Source organism: Paenibacillus sp. 7541 (assembly GCF_002276395.1).
Taxonomy (GTDB): Bacteria; Bacillota; Bacilli; order Paenibacillales; family Paenibacillaceae; genus Paenibacillus_AQ; species Paenibacillus_AQ campinasensis.
This window is the reverse complement of the sequence record NZ_NQLZ01000018.1, coordinates 51,026-67,897: the sequence shown is the minus strand read 5'-3', so window position 1 is coordinate 67,897 and position 16,872 is coordinate 51,026. Positions and strand designations below refer to the sequence as shown.

Sequence of the window (16,872 nt, the reverse complement as noted above, 5' to 3'; positions counted from 1 at the left end):
GTGCAAGTCGTCTTATTGTCCGGAGGCAGCGGTAACCGGCTGTGGCCGCTATCGAATGAAACGAGGTCCAAGCAGTTTCTGAAAATTCTGAACACCCGCTCGGGTGACCGTGTGTCCATGGTTCAGCGGGTATGGGGGCAGCTCGGCGAGATGAATCTGCAGCAATCGTCGGTCATTGCCACCGGGAAATCGCAGGTCGAGTTGTTGCAAAATCAGCTCGGGTATGAAGCGGAAATCATCGTGGAGCCCGAGCGCCGAGACACGCTTCCGGCGATTGCATTATCCGCCTGTTATTTATATTCCGTTAAAGGGGTAAGCCTGCGGGATATTATCGTTGTCCTTCCCGTTGACCCTTATGTCGAGAACCATTTCTTTGAGAAAGTGAAGGAACTGGAGCAGCTGATGCAAGGCACGGACGCTGATTTGGGACTGATCGGGGTGTCGCCGGATCACCCGTCCTCCAAGTTCGGATATATCGTCCCTGAAGCAGCCTCCGAATTGGAGGATGGCACCGGCTACTTCAAGGTCAGCCACTTCGTGGAGAAGCCGGATGAAGAGCTGGCCAGGCAATTGATGTCGCAGTCTGCGCTGTGGAATTGCGGCGTATTCGCATTCCGGCTCGGGTACGTGATTCAGTATCTGGAAGATCGCTCCCTGCCTATTCAGTATGACGAACTGCTCAAGCAGTACGGTCAGATCGAGAAAACGAGCTTTGACTACGCGGTTGTAGAGCAGGCGAACAAGATTGTCGCTTTACCGTATCAGGGGATGTGGAAGGATCTTGGCACCTGGGATGTGCTTACCGAGGAAATCCAAGTGCCGCTTGTGGGGAAAGGCACGCTCACCACAGATTGTGTTAACACCCATGTCATTAACGAGCTGGACATACCGATCACGGTGATCGGAGTTCCCAATTTGATTGTTGCGGCAAGCCCTGACGGCATCCTCGTGTCCGATAAACATGCCAGCAAACGGATCAAGGAAGTGCTTCAGTTCGGCGATCAGCGTCCGATGTACGAAGAACGGCGCTGGGGGCGCTACCGTGTACTGGATTACACGAAGTATCCGAACGGCAACGAGGTGCTGACGAAACGGATCTGTGTGCTGGAGGGCAAAAATTTGAGCTATCAATACCACCTGCTGCGAAGCGAGGTGTGGACGGTCGTGTCCGGGCACGGCGAGATGATTCTGGACGGGGATGTCCGCATCATTGGCAAGGGAGACGTGGTGCTCATTACGGCGGAGGCCAAGCACAGCCTGCGTGCGATTACGGATATAGAAATCATCGAGGTACAGACCGGAAGTCAATTGATTGAGGATGACATTGTCAGGCTTGCGATGGACTGGGAAGAGATCAAGGAGATTGTGATGAGCTGACGCACATGTCCCGTTCTCCGGCTCTGGAAGCAAGTTTGACAGGATATCCGGTAAATCTTTTAAAGTAGGAGTGAAAACAATGAGAATAACGGTAATCGGTACGGGTTACGTCGGATTGGTGTCCGGGGTTTGCTTCGCAGAGCTTGGCAACAGGGTCATCTGTGTAGATAAAATGGAAGCCAAGATTGATCAGCTAAACCGGGGCGAAGTGCCGATCTACGAGCCCGGGCTTCAGCCGCTCATCAGCGCCAATCGGGAGGCTGGACGGCTGAGCTTCACCACCGATCTCCGTGCATCCGTAGAGGCGTCCGAGCTTGTCATCATTGCCGTAGGGACGCCATCATTGCCGAACGGACAGGCGAATCTTAGCTATATTGAGCAAGCCGCTGCGGAGATTGGTCAGGCGATGAACGGCTACAAAATCATCGTGACCAAAAGCACGGTCCCGGTTGGTACGAATGAGCGCATCAGAGATATGATCCGTCAGCATACGGAGGAAGTGTTTGACATCGCATCGGTGCCCGAATTCCTGCGGGAGGGGACTGCCGTCTCGGATACACTGAATCCGGACCGCGTCGTTATCGGCACGGATAGTGCAAGGGCTGCGGAATGCCTGGTAGAGCTGCACAGCCGCTTGACGGATCATCTGATTGTCACCGATATACGCAGTGCTGAAATGATCAAGTATGCATCCAATGCGTTCCTCGCTACGAAAATTTCATTTATCAACGAGATTGCGAACATATGCGAGAAGGTCGGAGCTGATGTGACCAAGGTGGCTTATGGCATGGGTTTTGACAAGCGCATCGGCTCGTCCTTCTTGAAGGCCGGGATCGGATATGGCGGCTCCTGCTTTCCGAAGGATACCCAAGCGCTCATTCAAATTGCCGGACAGATGGATTATGACTTCAAGCTGCTCAAATCGGTGGTCGATGTGAACCGGGAGCAGCGTTATAATGTGATCCGCAAGCTGGAAGGGCTGCTGGGCAACCTGGCTGGCACCACAATCGGTGTATGGGGATTGGCATTTAAGCCGGAGACGGATGATGTCCGGGACGCCCCGGCCTTTGAAATCATTGCCGAGCTGCATAAAAGGGGAGCGCAGGTACAGGCGTACGATCCCGTTGCTGCAGACAATTTTCGTAAAGAGTACGGTTCGGATGGCATTGTATACTGCAGCACTGCGCGGGAGGCCGCCTGGCAAGCGGATGCCCTCTGCATCCTGACGGAATGGAAGGAATTTCAGGAGCAGGAGCCGCTGGAGGTTGAAGGCTGGTTGAAATCGCCATACCTGATCGACGGCAGAAATATATATGAAGAAGAGCAGCTTTCGGGCACGAATATCGTGTACTATTCCGTCGGACGCCCGGGCATGAACAGCGGCTTGAAGGAACCGGCGCCATTATTGTCATTATGACAGCAGGCGAGGTGAATCATGATGACCAATACTGCTGATGCGCTATACGTCCACGATCTGTCCAGGGAGTTGTTATTGCTGCTTCATCTACTGGGCAAGCGCCAGCTGGATACGGAAGCGTTAAGGCCATTAACCGCGGACCTCGACTGGGCATTGTTCAATAAGCTGGTGGTTCATCATCGGGTGGTCCCGCCGGTGTATCTGGCGTTGCAAGAGCATTCGGCGCTCGTTCCGGAACATGTTATTCCGTTTCTGCATCGCCATTATCATCAGAACATGATGAAGATGCTGCATCTGGGCAGGGCGATGAGTCAGGTCCGCGAGGCATTCGAGCACAGCGGCATACGCAGCCTCTGGCTAAAAGGCCCCTTATTGGCCTTACAGCTGTATGGGGATATGGCACGCCGGTCCTCCAAGGATCTGGACGTGCTTGTGGACGACCGGGATGTGGAGAAGGCCCGGGAAATTCTGATCGAGCTGGGATATGTGCCGGAGGAGGAATGGCTCCTGAACAACTGGAAAAGGAAAAGCCATCATCTGTCGATGGAGCATCCGGAGCACGGGGTCCAGGTCGAAATTCACTGGCAGTTAAGTCCGCATTCCGGCAAGGACTGCACCTTCGACGATCTGTGGTCGCGGAGAAAGGAAATCGTGCTGTCGGGCCAGTCCTTCTACGGGATTGGAGGCGAGGACCTGCTGCATTATCTTGCGGAGCATGGCGCCAGGCACGGATGGTTCCGGCTGCGGTGGCTTCTGGATATCGCGGATCTGCTGCCACAATCAAGCAGCGCGAATATGATCGCGCATCTTAAGCTGCATGGAGGCCGGCACTATATAGGCCAGGCATTGCTGCTGTCAGGTCAGCTGCTGTCTGCGGCGGTTCCGAAAGCGCTAGCGGACGAGACGGTGAGTGTGCGCTCTTATCGACTCGCCGGAATGGCTCTTCATTATATAAAACGAATGGTCCAATTGAATCCGGTGCCGGAGAAAAGCGTCGCTTGGCATTATCACCGCTACCTGTTCCTGCTTATGTCAGGCAAGCAGCGCGTAGCCTACATTGCCGGTAAGCTGCTCCCGAGCTCAAGGGACGCGTTGATGCTTCCTTTGCCCAAGCCGCTGCGCTTTCTTTATTATCCGTTGCGGCCGTTTCTATGGTTCTGGCGGCGGATGAAACAACCGTCACTATGATGTTGATGGCTGTCTGATGTTATCACCGAAGGAGGGAACGATGGATGAACACGGAGATTATCACTGCCGAGGATCTGATTGTGCAGTCTGAGGGCTTTCTGGTCAGCGAAATGGATGGCGAGAAAGTGATGCTCAATATTGAAAGCGGTAAATATTACAACCTGGGCCGGATCGGCGGGCGGATCTGGGAGCTGGCCGAATCGCCGATCTCGGTCACGGGGATGGTGGAGCAGCTGGTAGCCGAATATGAGATCGAGCCGGACACTTGCAGACAGCAGGTGGAGAGGTTTGTGAACCAGCTGGCAACCGAAGGCCTGATCCGGGTGACAAGAGCGGAATGAGCTTGCTTCGAAAAGCGCGCCGGTTCATATCCTATCCATGGCCTATGCGGTTCATGTTCATCGAGGCGTATCTGTTCCTGGCTTGGGGGAGGATATTCAAGCTGCTTCCCTTCCACAAGGTCAGACATACCCTTGGCGAATATATGAAGGAGACGCCAATCAGCGGCTGTACAGAGCGGGAGCAGCAGCTGCTTCGTCAAATTTCCAGGGCGATCCATACGATGAGCCGGGTGACCTGGTGGGAGAGCCAGTGTCTGGTCAAGGCGGTGGCGGCGATGAAAATGCTGGAGCGAAGAGGTCTGGCATGCACGCTGTATCTCGGCAGCGGCCGGGATGACCACGGCAAGATGGCCGCGCACGCCTGGCTTCGCAGCGGCTCGTATATCGTGACAGGCAAGGAAGGGCATGAGCGATATGCCGTTGTCGGTATTTTTGGCAAGGATAGCGCGAGGAGCAGGGCAGCGGCGGCCGTCAAGCGCCAGCGCATATAGCCGATATCGTGCATGAAAATGTCTTACTGCATGTAGGAAGTGCATGTATGAAGGTGCGTGAAGTTCATGGCGTGGGAGAAGAAGAAGATGGGGAAAGGCATAGGGTGAGTGAAGGCATAGGGTGTCTACTGCGTATAAGGAGTTATGACCGTGAAGGATTTATTCTATTATGTTCGTAAACTGCGTCAGATCGCCGGAGGCAGACTATATCTCAATATGTTCCTGATTCTGCTGATCAGTTTGCTGGAAGGGATCGGCTTATACCTGATCATTCCGCTTCTGGGCCTGGTCGGGGTATTCCAGGGCGATATGGGCGGCGTGCCGCTTGTGTCCCATCTGCTTGAGCTGCTCCGTTCCTGGTCGTGGAAGCCGAGTTTGACAAGCGTGCTGATCCTGTTCGTGATCATTGTCGGCGGTCAGGCTCTCCTGACCCGGAGTCAGTCGATCCTAAATGCAGCCATTCTGCAGAAATTCATTCGCACGCTTCGGATGGAAACCTATGAAGGCCTGCTGCATGCCAAGTGGGCGTTCTTCCTGCGCAAGCGCAAGTCCGACTTTCATCATGTGATGTCCAATGAGCTGGGCCGCGTGAACCAGGGCACCTTCCTGTTTCTCCAGATGATATCTTCTCTGCTGTTCACGCTCGTTCAGATCGGGCTGGCCTTCTGGCTGTCGCCGGTACTTACGCTGACCGTCCTGATCAGCGGCGGGCTGCTGGCACTGTTCGGACGCAGATTCATCCGGAAATCGAAGTCGATCGGCGAACAGACGTCCGAGCTGTCCAAGCGCTATTTTGCGGGGATTACGGACCATTTTAGCGGGATCAAGGATATCAAGAGCAACCGGCTGGAGCAGTCGCATCTGAGCTGGTTCAGCCGCCTGTCGGGCCAGATGGAGGAGAACTTCATCCGGTTCGGACGGATCAATGCGCTGTCACAGCTTATTTACCGGCTGTCCTCGGTGGTGCTGATTGCCGGCTTTGTGTTTCTGGCGCTGGAGGTGCTGCGCACGCCGGCCGAATCGCTGCTTGTGGTGGTGCTTATTTTTACACGGCTATGGCCGAGGTTCATCAGCATTCAGACGAGCTCCGAGCAGCTCGTATCGAATCTTCCCGCCTTTCGCACCATGCGGCAGTTGCAGCAGGAGTATGAAGCGGAGCGGGAGATGACAGGGGCGGTGAGCGCCGCGGTCGCTCCGCGGCTTCATATGCAGGAAGGGATTGAATGCCGGGATGTCGATTACCGTTACGATCCTTCCTCGGCCGAGTACGCATTAAGCGGAATCCGTGTGTTCATTCCCGCCAACCGCATGACGGCCATTGTCGGCAAATCCGGCGCAGGGAAGAGCACGCTGATCGACCTTGTGATGGGGATGATTCAGCCTGAACGCGGAGAGGTTCTGGTCGATGGCCGATCCCTCAAGGACCAGACACAGCTGATGGCGCTAAGAAATGCGGTCGGTTATGTGGCGCAGGATCCATTTCTGTTCAATGAAAGCATCCGCGATAACCTGAAACTGGTGGCGCCGGAAGCGACCGATGAGGAGCTGTGGGCGGCACTGGAATTTTCCTCCTCCGATGATTTTGTGAGGCGGCTGCCTCAGGGTCTGGATACGGTGATCGGCGATCGGGGAATACGTTTATCCGGGGGAGAGCGCCAGCGAATTGTGCTGGCCCGAGCCATCCTGAAACGGCCATCTATTCTTGTGCTGGACGAAGCGACAAGCGCTCTGGACAGCGACAATGAAAGACGGATTCAGGAGGCGCTGGATAAGCTGAAGGGCAGCATGACCGTCATTGTTATCGCTCATCGGCTGTCCACGATTCGCCACGCCGATCAGGTGATCGTGCTGGAGCAGGGACAGGTGGTACAGCAGGGGGGCTATCAGCAGCTGGCCCAGGAAAGCAAGGGCACCTTCAGGCAGCTGCTGAATTATCAGACCGGCTCTTCGTTGTAGGCGCTGGATGGGTTATAGTTGTCTGGTTAACCATTGGTGTTTAAGTGAGAGGCAAGAAGTAAGAAGTAAGAAGTATAGCGAGCTGAGAGGGGAAGAGCTCCTTCGGCTCGCTTGTTTGCGTATGTAAGCCGTGGCAGGCGGTTGTAGAAGCTTGTATCCCCATACATGTACCAATTGCATGTACAGGAATAACATAAGGGGAGGACTTGTATGATTTTTCGTACAGGTCAAGCCGATATTCAGTAAAATGGCCGATTTTGTATGATTTTCATATAAAATCAGAAGCCTGGAGGGGATGACGAGGGAATTTGTATGATGATTCGTACAAATGGCTGGTCATCCCTGGATTTAGCCTAGGATTTGTATGATAAATCACACAAAGTCACAAAAGTACGAAGTGGCAACGCACACAGCCATCCTGTAGCTCGAAGGACGCCTCGATCTATCTGCCTGAGCAGAAGTGATCGGGGCGTTCTTTTTGCAGTTCACGGGCTGACACCACAATAAGTGACTATTTTCACAATCAATGATTGATTTCTGACAAATAGATACAAATTCACCTAAAATGAAACCTTCATCCCATTTATCATGTATTATTAGGAGACATATCATCCTTTTTAAGGAGGTTCGTGATGACGATTTTGTCGAGATTCAGGGATATTATGGCGGCAAACGTGAATGCTTGGCTGGATAGATCGAAAGACCCGGAGAAGACGATCAAGGAATATATGCAGGCCCTGCGCAGCGACCTCGGTCAGGTGAAGGCCGAAACGGAGTCGCAGGTTGCCCAGGAGAGAAGAGCGAAGCGGGCGCTGGACGAAGGTCAGGCTGACGTGCGCAAGCTGCAGCGGTATGCTGAGAAAGCGGCGATGGAAGGCAAAGACGAGGATGCACTCAAGTTTCTGGAGCGCAAGGCGCTGGAAACTGAGAAGCTTGCCCCTCTTCAGGAAGCCTATGATGCGGCCGCCTCGAACTTGGCCAAGATGAAGGAGATGGAAGCGAAGCTGGTGAAGGATATCGGCCAGTTGGAAGCCCGCTATGCGGAGCTGAAGGGCAAGCTGGCCGCGGCGAAGTCGCAGCAGGAACTGAACGAGCGAGGCGCGGGCGCCGGGGGAGCGCATGCGGCGCTGTCCGCCATGGAGGAGAAAGCAAGCCTGGCCCTGAACGAGGCGCTGGCGCTGGCTGAGCTGCGGGGAGGAGCCCAGGAAGACGATCTGGATGACCTGATTGCACAGCTGGAGAAGGAGCAGCGTGCAGGTGGGTCGAACGCTGGACCCGACGCGGGGGTTAATGCGGGTACTGGCTCCAGCAGCGAGGTTGATGGACCGAAGACGATGAGCGCTGAAGACGAACTGGCCGCATTAAAGGCCAGATTAAATCCAAAGGAATAGCCGCATAGATAGGCTGATCGAGGTGAACAAATGCCGGTAATTGAGTATAAATGCCCGAACTGCGGCAGCGGTATGGTGTTTGATGCGAATACGGGAGCATTATCCTGCCAAAGCTGCGGACGACAAGATCATATTGAATCTATCTCTGATCCCCTCACGAACGTGGTGTTTTCCGAGGAGGACAGGACGAGAGAATATCACTGCAACAGCTGCGGGGCCGTCATTATGACAGAGCCTGAGACGAGCGCAACGAACTGCACCTTTTGCGGGTCGGCCGTTGTGCTTGGCGACCGGCTTGCGGGAAAGCTTGCTCCGGCGCAGATCATTCCGTTCTCGATCAGCAAGGAGCAGGCGATGGAGGCTTTTCGGAAATGGTGCAGGAAAGGGCTGCTGACCCCAAGCGGATTTATGACGGCCAATCGGGTGCAGAGCATCACCGGGGTGTACGTTCCGTTCTGGCTCTATGATCTGAAGAGCGATGTAGAGGTCCATGGCCGCGCGACGAAGGTCCGGATCTACAGACTGGGCGATTATGAGTATACGGAAACGAAGCATTACAGCATATACAGGGACATTCATCTGGAATACGTGAAGGTGCCGATTGACGCTTCGGAGAAAATGAACGACGAGCTCATGGATAAGCTGGAGCCGTTCCCTTACAGCAAGCTTGAGCAGTTTAAAACCCCTTATCTGGCCGGTTACATCGCTGAAAAATACAGCTACACCGACAGTCAGCTGCTGCCTCGGGCCAAGGACAAAATCAGAAGTTTTATCGACTCCTATATTTCATCCACGGTAACGGGTTATTCCACGGTAAGCTATACCGATGTCGATATCGATACCAGAGCGAAGCATGCGGAATATGTGCTGCTTCCGGTATGGATGGTCAATTACAGCTATAATAAGAAAAATTATATATTCGCTATGAACGGACAGACCGGAAAGGTGGTAGGGAGGCCGCCGATCAGCAAGCTGAAAGTGACTGCGTGGTTCACCGGCATCTCGGGAGCAGCATTCCTCGTTCAACAGCTGATATCACTCATCATACAGGGAGGTGGTTCCTAATGAGAAGAGCTCGGATCCTGCTGGCTTCCCTTCTTTTCATCGTGATGATCGTGACAGGGGCTCTTTCCTGGGCGACGGAGGCCAGGGCCGATGAGAAACAGCTGATCTTTGATGATGCCGGTCTGCTCACAACCGAGGAGTATGAAGAGCTGAATCAGTTGGCAAATGAACGGTCGGCTGAACGAGAGACGGACATTATGATCCTGACGGTGGATGGTCCGGATGCCTATGATGTGATGAGGATGACACAGGACTTTTATGATGAATATGCGCCAGGTTACGATCAGCCTCACGGAAACACGGCCATCCTGATGGTGGATATGTACCACCGCGAGTTTTATGTTGCCGGTTTTAAGAAGGCGGAGGAATATGTGAACAATCAGAGGGCGGACGAGATTCGTGATCACATTACGCCCGATATGGCGAACGGCGACTATAAACTTGCCTTCCAGAAGTACATCGAGGATGTATATGAATACATGGGCATAACCCCGGAACCGGATATGGGCACGGATTCGAATTCAGGTATGGGTTCGGGAACCAGCTCGGGAACCAGCTCGGGCACAGGCTCGGGCGGAGGGAACAGTTCGAGTTCCGGTAGAGGCGGCGGTTCCGGTTCGGCGTATTCCCCATCGCGTGAGGCTGACGACAGCATTTTTAATAATATCTGGGTTCAGATTGGCATCTCCGTTGTCATCGGCGGCGTTGTGGTCGGACTGATGCTTTACAATGCCGGAGGCCGGGTCACCGTCAATGGCCGCACTTATGAGAACTCAAGCGTGTCGGGCGTACGGGCCCGCAGAGACCAATATCTTCATACGACAACAACCAAAAGGAAAATCGAACGAAACAACAACTCTGGCGGTGGCGGCTTCGGAGGTGGCGGCGGGGGCCGGACTTCCGGCGGGCATTCGCACAGCGGCAGCAGAGGTTCATTTTAACAGAAGGGATGGGAGTATCGATGGGATTCTTTAGAAACCAGTTCGCCAATGTGGTGGAATGGGATGAATTTCGGGACGACATGATTTTTTGGAAGTGGAGCAATAAGGAAATTAAGAAGGGCAGCAAGCTTGTCATCCGGGCCGGACAGGACGCTGTGTTTGTGAATAATGGCAAAATCGAGGGCATTTTCAAGGATGAGGGCGTGTACAACATCGACTCGGAGATCATCCCGTTTCTGTCAACGTTAAAAGGCTTTAAATTCGGGTTCAACAGCGGCATGCGGGTCGAAGTGCTGTTCGTGAACACGAAGGAGTTCACCGTGCGCTGGGGCACGCAGAACCCGGTTCTGATCCCGACGCCGCAACTGCCAGGCGGCATGCCGATACGTGCCAACGGCACCTTCAATTTCAAAGTGAGCGACTACGTCACGCTGATTGACAAGATCGCCGGCATCAAGAACAGCTATCTGGTCGAGGATGTGAAGATTCGCATCACGTCCGTGCTGGATCAGCTGCTTATGAAGTGGATCAGCCGGGAAGGCAAGGACATGTTCAACCTTCAGGCCAATGCGGACGATATCGCCCGAGGCATCCGCGATGATCTGGATATGCAGGTGATGGACAACGGCATCTCCATTACAGGCTTCCAGGTGATGAGCTTCAATTACCCGAAGGAAATTCAGGATATGATTACGAAGACCGCATCGCATGAGATGATCGGCAACCTGCAGAAATACCAGCAGGTGAGCATGACCGACGGCATTGCTTCCGGCAAGGTTCAGGGCGGCGGCGCCGCCTCCGACATGGCAGGCATGATGATGGGCATGAATCTGGCGAATGAAATGATGAAGAATATGAACCAGAATGGCGGGTCATCGTCTTCCGGCTCGAATACACCGCAACCGCCGAGCGGCGGTGCAGCCTCCGGCGGCGGACAAAAGCCGAACTTCTGCCCGAACTGCGGGACGAAGAACGAAGGCGCCAACTTCTGTCCGAATTGTGGTCAGAAGCTGGGATAAAGGTTAAAGACAGCAGAAGCGCGCTTGTCTGCAAGGACGAACGGACCCGCAAGACGGGGATGAAGCAGCCTGGATCGGGAGGAAATTATTCCGAACAGGCTGTTTCTTTTTATAACTTTTCAATGTATGCGCTTCAATTTCATGATATAATGCATCTAACCTTATCCTTAGAGATTCAAGGAAGAACCGGTCAGGAGTGTTGCTAGAATATGAGACGATATAACATATGGCGACCGATACTGCTCATTGCCATCGCGCTGCTAACGAACAATCTGGTGACGAATGTGTGTCTGTTGCTCGGCTTGGCGCAGAATACCGCGAGCGATATTGGCTTTATCGCGATGATCATTGCTGCCTTTGTCACATATGGCCGATTCACGAGCCAAAATCGAAAAAGAAAATAAAATACGAGTTTCAACAGCTTGCACAGCTGGCTAAAACTGCTCGAACTTAACATTCATTTGACATATGTAAAGGGAAAATGAATGTTATTTTTTCCACGGAAAATAAGGCTCCGCCGACATACCACCCCTAATTTCACACCCGCTGTAATGCTTGTGTTACTTATTATTGTTGATCTATCAATGCATGTCCATTTCTGTAAACCTTTCATCCCCTTTCCAAGGAGGAATATTCCACTTAATTGTTTTACCGCGCTACAGAAGCAGCTGGTTGAAATGGGCTAAATTTTTGTTGAAAAGGGTCAGTTTTATTAATATATTGTTATAGTAAAGAGTCTGTAAAAATAGCAATCAGTATTATTCCTAGGAGGGTTATCCTGAAATGAAAAAAGGGGTCATATCATTAATAAGTCTGGCATTGTCTGTTACGATGCTGGCAGGCTGCGGTTCTTCGAATACAGGAACAGAGCCGAGCGGCAGCGGCAGTGCAGGCGAAGAGACACCGAAAGCAAACTTCAAAGTCGGAATGGTTACGGATGCGGGCACCATTGACGATAAATCCTTCAACCAAGGCACGTTCGAAGGGATTGTGAAGGCCAGCGAGGATTTTGGTCTGGAGCACAAATATCTGAAGCCGGGCGGCGAGACAGAAGCGGATTATACGAAAGAAATCACGAACCTGTATGATGCGGGCTTCAAGTTTATCGTAACACCGGGCTTCAAGTTCGAGACAGCGATCTTCAAGGCACAAGACAGATATACAGATGCCAAATTTGTACTGATTGACGGAGCGCCGAACTCCGGCGAGCCTGGAGCAGAGCCTGTGGTGAAGGAGAACACGGTATCCATCTTCTTCGCAGAGCATGAATCCGGCTTCCTTGCGGGTGTAGCTGCTGCCCTTCACGTGAAGGAAGGACAAGCTGGCTTCATCGGCGGATTGGAAATTCCACCAGTACAGAAGTTTAACTGGGGCTTCCAGCAAGGCGTGAATTACGCGAATGAGAATCTGGGCACGAATCTTGTCATCAACAAGGAGAACGTGGTGTATCAGGGCTCCTTTGACAACGTAGCGGCAGGTGGCCAACTGGCTGCCCAAATGTATAACAACGGTGTGGACGTTATCTTTGCAGCTGCTGGCGGCGTAGGCGTCGGTGCAATTACCGAAGCGAAGAGCCGTGCGGAGCAAGGCGAAGACATCTGGATCATCGGCGTTGACGTTGACCAATACAGCGACGGAATCTATGACGGGGACAAGTCGGTTGTTCTGACTTCCGCGGTGAAGAAAATCGACGCTGCAGCTTACGATATGATCAAAGCTGAACTCGACGGCAACTTCCCTGGCGGACAAACGATCACATTGGATGCGAAGAGTGACGGTGTAGGCCTTCCGGAAGAGAACCCGAACCTGAGCGAGGAAGTGCTGAGCCAGGTGGACGAAGTATTTAACAAGATCAAGTCCGGCGAAGTGACCGTGAGTGCAGAACAAGGCGATCTGATCAAGTAAGAGGAAGATCCCTTGGGGTGCTTCGACAGTAGAGAAAGACGTGTTTGCTAAGAAGAGACGGATGCCATCCGTCTTCTTTTTATGAGTAAGGCTCAAGTGAGGCATTTAATCCATAGAAAGTGAGGACCCTATAAGACCATGGACTATGTTGTCGAGATGGTGGGCATCCGCAAGGAATTTCCGGGTATTGTGGCAAATGACGACATTACACTCAGGCTGAAAAAGGGAGAAATCCACGCATTGCTTGGCGAGAACGGGGCCGGTAAGTCCACGCTCATGAGCATTTTGTTTGGCATGTATCAACCTGACCGTGGAACGATCAAGGTGAGTGGCAAAGAGGTGCGCATTACGAACCCGAACGTGGCGAGCAGGCTTGGCATCGGTATGGTGCATCAGCATTTCAAGCTGGTAGAGCCGTTTACCGTGACCGAGAACATTATTCTCGGCAGCGAGACGCGCAGGCTTGGCTTTATGCTCGATGTAAGAACCGCTGCCAAGCGGGTCGAAGAGCTGTCCAAGAAATATGGGCTGAATGTGGATCCTTATGCGAAAATTGAGGATATTTCGGTGGGGATGCAGCAGCGTGTCGAGATTTTGAAGATGCTGTATCGCGATGCCGAGGTGCTGATTTTTGACGAGCCGACAGCTGTGCTGACACCTCAGGAAATTGAAGATTTGCAGAACATTATGAAGAACCTTGTCAAGGAAGGCAAGTCGATTATTCTGATTACGCACAAGCTGAAGGAGATCAAGGCGGTAGCGGATCGCTGCACCGTCATTCGCCGCGGCAAGACGATCGGCACGGTCGATGTGGCGGAGACGAGCCGCGAGGAAATGGCGGAGATGATGGTCGGCCGCAGCATTTCCTTTAAAGTGGACAAGGTCGAGAGCAAGCCGGGTGAACCGGTGCTGGAGATTCAGTCCCTTACGGTCAAGAACAGCAAGAAGGTGGATGCGCTCAAAGCGTTCACGCTGGATGTGCGGGCAGGCGAAATCGTTGGCATCGCTGGTGTGGATGGGAACGGTCAGTCCGAATTGGTGGAGACGATAACCGGACTTATGAAGGCCGAGAGCGGAAGCATCCGCCTGAATGGTCAAGAGATTTCCGGATTGTCTGTGCGAGAGCGCAATGAGAACGGAATCGGCCATATCCCTGAGGATCGGCAAAAGCGGGGGCTGGTGCTGGATTACACATTGGAGGAGAACATTATCCTTCAGGTGTATAACAAGCAGCCTTACTCGAAGCATGGAATTCTTCAGCCCGCTGTCATTCGCAAGCATGCGGAGCAGATTATCCAGAGCTTTGATGTCCGTTCAGGCACCGGCGCCAGGTCGGTTGTGCGCTCCATGTCCGGCGGCAATCAGCAGAAGGCCATTATTGGCCGCGAGGTCGAGCGCGATCCGGATCTGCTCATTGCGGTCCAGCCGACGCGGGGTCTTGATGTGGGTTCGATTGAATACATTCACAAGCGTCTCGTGGAGCAGCGTGATAAAGGAAAGGCCGTGCTGCTCGTTTCGCTTGAGCTTGATGAAGTGATGAACCTGTCGGATCGTATTGCGGTCATTAACAACGGCGAACTGGTAGGCATTGTGAACGCCTCCGAGACGAACGAGCAGGAGCTCGGGCTTATGATGGCCGGGATTCATAAGGAGGAGGGCACGTCATGAATAACAGTGTGAAATCGTTACTCGCCGTCCTCTTCGGACTGCTGGCGGGGGCCGTGCTGATGATGCTGACCGGCCATAATCCGATTGAAGGCTATCAATATCTCGTTCAAGGTGGGTTGAAAAATCCGGAGCGGATCGGGAATACACTCGCGACCGCAACGCCGCTCATTCTGACGGGACTGTCTGTCGCTTTTGCATTCCGCACCGGGTTGTTTAATATCGGAGCGGCTGGACAGATGCTGGTTGGCGGCTTCTGCGCGACAGCGGTCGGTCTGTCACTGGATCTTCCGCGCGGTATGCTGCTGCCGCTGATGGTGCTGGCCGGATTTATCGGCGGCGCGCTGTGGGCGGTCGTCCCCGGCTTCTTGAAGGCACGTTATAATGTGCACGAAGTGGTATCGACCATTATGATGAACTGGATTGCCTACTGGACGGTTTACTATGTGATCCCGGCGTATTTCAAAGGGGACAGCGTGGAGACAGAGTCGCGGCAGCTTCCGGCCAATGCGATGCTCCGCGAGTCATGGCTTAGCGATATGTTCCAGGGCTCTTACATCAATCTTGGATTCTTCATTGCGGTGCTAACGGTCATCATCGTGGCTTTCCTGATCAATAAAACAACGCTGGGCTACGAGCTGAAGGCGGTGGGCTTCAACCGCCACGCTTCCGAATATGCCGGCATTGGCGTGAACCGCAGCATCGTGCTGTCGATGTTTATCGCTGGCGGCATCGCGGGTCTTGCCGGGGTTGCCCAGTATACGGGCAATGCTTCCAGCATTCAGATCGGGATTCTGCCAAGCCAGGGCTTCGACGGCATCGCGGTTGCGCTTCTCGGTGCCAACGCGCCGCTTGGCGTACTGGCTTCGGCCCTGTTCTTCGGACTGCTGTATTCCGGAAGAGGGTTCATGAACGCGATGACCGACATTCCGCCGGAAATTGCGGATACAATTATCGCCATCATTATCTATTTTGCGGCGACAAGCATACTGATTGAGCGTTTGATCCGAAAGTTGCGGCTGCGCCGTTCGGCAAACAAAAAGCAGGAGGACTGAGAACATGTGGACAACGATTGAACAGATATTCCCGTATGCCATCGTTTTCACGATTCCGCTTTTGATTACCGCCTTGGGCGCGCTGTTCAGTGAGCGAAGCGGGGTTGTGAACATCGGTCTGGACGGGCTGATGATTGTCGGTTCCTTTATCGGAGCTTTTGTAGTATCCAAGCTTCAGGAGCAATATTTGGGATCCTGGTGGGTGCTGTGGGTCGGTCTTCTGGCCGCGGCAGCAGCGAGCGCCTTGTTCTCCCTGCTGCATGCTTTTGCAAGCATTAACCTGAATGCCAACCAGATTATAAGCGGTACGGCAATTAATATGATCGCTGGCGCACTAACGATCTTCCTCGCCCGCAACATTACGGGCAGCGGAAATATCCGGGTGACCAGCGGGTTCAAGTCATTTGATTTTCCGGTATTGTCAAAGATCCCGGTCATCGGGGATCTGTTCTTTACCCGAATGTATCCGACGACCTTGTTTATTATTGCGCTGCTCTTGATCAGCACGTTTATGCTCTATAAGACGCCATTCGGGCTGCGCCTGCGCTCCTGCGGTGAGCATCCGCATGCGGCGGAGGCCGCGGGCATCCGGGTGAGAAGAGTCCGTTATGTGGGCGTCCTCATTTCCGGTGCGTTCTCGGGTCTTGGCGGAGCGGCAATTCTGCTCACCTATTCCGGTGAGTTCAACGGCAATGTAGCCGGTCTTGGCTTCCTGGCGCTGGCTTCCTTGATCTTTGGCCAGTGGAAGCCGCTCGGAATTCTGGCAGCAACCTTCTTCTTCGGCTTTGCAAGCACGATTGCCAACGTATCGCAGGTCATTCCGTCGCTTGCGGTCATTCCGCCGGTGCTGCTGAAGATTTTCCCTTATGTCGTGACCTTGATCGCGCTTGTTATATTCTCGAAGTCTTCGCATGCACCAAGAGCGGTTGGGGAGCCGTTTGATTCCGGCAAACGATAAGATTCATAGCATGATAGATAGGGATGTGCTGATCTGAGATAGAGATCGCGCTCTCCTTCACATGACAGCCTCTGAGTGGTCAGTCCCGTAAGATCGGGCTCTG

At 53.4% G+C, this 16,872-nt stretch carries 15 protein-coding genes; all 15 read left to right on the top strand.

All coding sequences use genetic code 11. The features are described 5' to 3' along the window. The 15 genes from CHH75_RS12405 (at position 1) to CHH75_RS12330 (ending at position 16,769) form a co-directional block, all read left to right on the top strand. Entirely contained in the window at positions 1–1,377 is a 1,377-nt protein-coding gene (locus CHH75_RS12405; RefSeq protein ID WP_095264269.1) for a sugar phosphate nucleotidyltransferase, read from the top strand. 79 nt (positions 1,378–1,456) lie between these two features. Beyond that, the gene (locus CHH75_RS12400) at positions 1,457–2,794 is read left to right on the top strand and encodes a UDP-glucose dehydrogenase family protein (RefSeq protein WP_095398303.1); all 1,338 of its coding nucleotides are present in this window, start codon (positions 1,457–1,459) and stop codon (positions 2,792–2,794) included. An 18-nt stretch (positions 2,795–2,812) separates the two neighbouring features. Then, positions 2,813–3,982: a nucleotidyltransferase family protein gene (locus tag CHH75_RS12395; protein ID WP_095398302.1), complete on the top strand. Its 1,170-nt coding sequence runs from the start codon at positions 2,813–2,815 to the stop codon at positions 3,980–3,982. 44 nt (positions 3,983–4,026) lie between these two features. Then, on the top strand, positions 4,027–4,323 hold the full coding sequence (locus CHH75_RS12390; RefSeq protein ID WP_095398301.1) for a lasso peptide biosynthesis PqqD family chaperone: 297 nt from the start codon (positions 4,027–4,029) through the stop codon (positions 4,321–4,323). Then, positions 4,320–4,814 (top strand): lasso peptide biosynthesis B2 protein, encoded by a 495-nt coding sequence (locus CHH75_RS12385; protein ID WP_095398300.1) that lies wholly within the window; start codon positions 4,320–4,322, stop codon positions 4,812–4,814. The genes CHH75_RS12390 and CHH75_RS12385 overlap by 4 nt, the downstream gene beginning before the upstream one ends. Before the next feature lie 144 nt (positions 4,815–4,958). Continuing rightward, entirely contained in the window at positions 4,959–6,770 is a 1,812-nt protein-coding gene (locus tag CHH75_RS12380; protein ID WP_483310933.1) for an ABC transporter ATP-binding protein, read from the top strand. Positions 6,771–7,402: 632 nt separating this feature from the next. Beyond that, positions 7,403–8,161, top strand: a complete 759-nt coding sequence (locus CHH75_RS12375; protein ID WP_176475545.1) for a PspA/IM30 family protein — start codon at positions 7,403–7,405, stop codon at positions 8,159–8,161. A gap of 30 nt (positions 8,162–8,191) precedes the next feature. Continuing rightward, entirely contained in the window at positions 8,192–9,226 is a 1,035-nt protein-coding gene (locus CHH75_RS12370) for a TFIIB-type zinc ribbon-containing protein (RefSeq protein WP_095264276.1), read from the top strand. Then, positions 9,226–10,167, top strand: a complete 942-nt coding sequence (locus tag CHH75_RS25290; protein ID WP_255223025.1) for a TPM domain-containing protein — start codon at positions 9,226–9,228, stop codon at positions 10,165–10,167. The genes CHH75_RS12370 and CHH75_RS25290 overlap by 1 nt, the downstream gene beginning before the upstream one ends. Before the next feature lie 20 nt (positions 10,168–10,187). Beyond that, positions 10,188–11,186 carry an SPFH domain-containing protein gene (locus tag CHH75_RS12355; RefSeq protein ID WP_095264277.1) on the top strand — a complete coding sequence of 333 codons (999 nt, stop codon included), beginning with the start codon at positions 10,188–10,190 and terminating at the stop codon, positions 11,184–11,186. Between the two features lie 209 nt (positions 11,187–11,395). After that, a complete protein-coding gene (locus CHH75_RS12350; RefSeq protein ID WP_095264278.1) occupies positions 11,396–11,590 on the top strand; it encodes a hypothetical protein in 195 nt (64 codons plus the stop codon). Positions 11,591–11,969: 379 nt separating this feature from the next. Then, positions 11,970–13,091: a BMP family lipoprotein gene (locus tag CHH75_RS12345; protein ID WP_095264279.1), complete on the top strand. Its 1,122-nt coding sequence runs from the start codon at positions 11,970–11,972 to the stop codon at positions 13,089–13,091. A 138-nt stretch (positions 13,092–13,229) separates the two neighbouring features. After that, the gene (locus CHH75_RS12340) at positions 13,230–14,759 is read left to right on the top strand and encodes an ABC transporter ATP-binding protein (protein WP_095398298.1); all 1,530 of its coding nucleotides are present in this window, start codon (positions 13,230–13,232) and stop codon (positions 14,757–14,759) included. Further along, positions 14,756–15,811, top strand: a complete 1,056-nt coding sequence (locus CHH75_RS12335) for an ABC transporter permease (protein ID WP_095264281.1) — start codon at positions 14,756–14,758, stop codon at positions 15,809–15,811. The genes CHH75_RS12340 and CHH75_RS12335 overlap by 4 nt, the downstream gene beginning before the upstream one ends. A gap of 4 nt (positions 15,812–15,815) precedes the next feature. Next, entirely contained in the window at positions 15,816–16,769 is a 954-nt protein-coding gene (locus CHH75_RS12330) for an ABC transporter permease (protein WP_095264282.1), read from the top strand. The last annotated feature ends 103 nt before the right edge of the window (positions 16,770–16,872 follow it).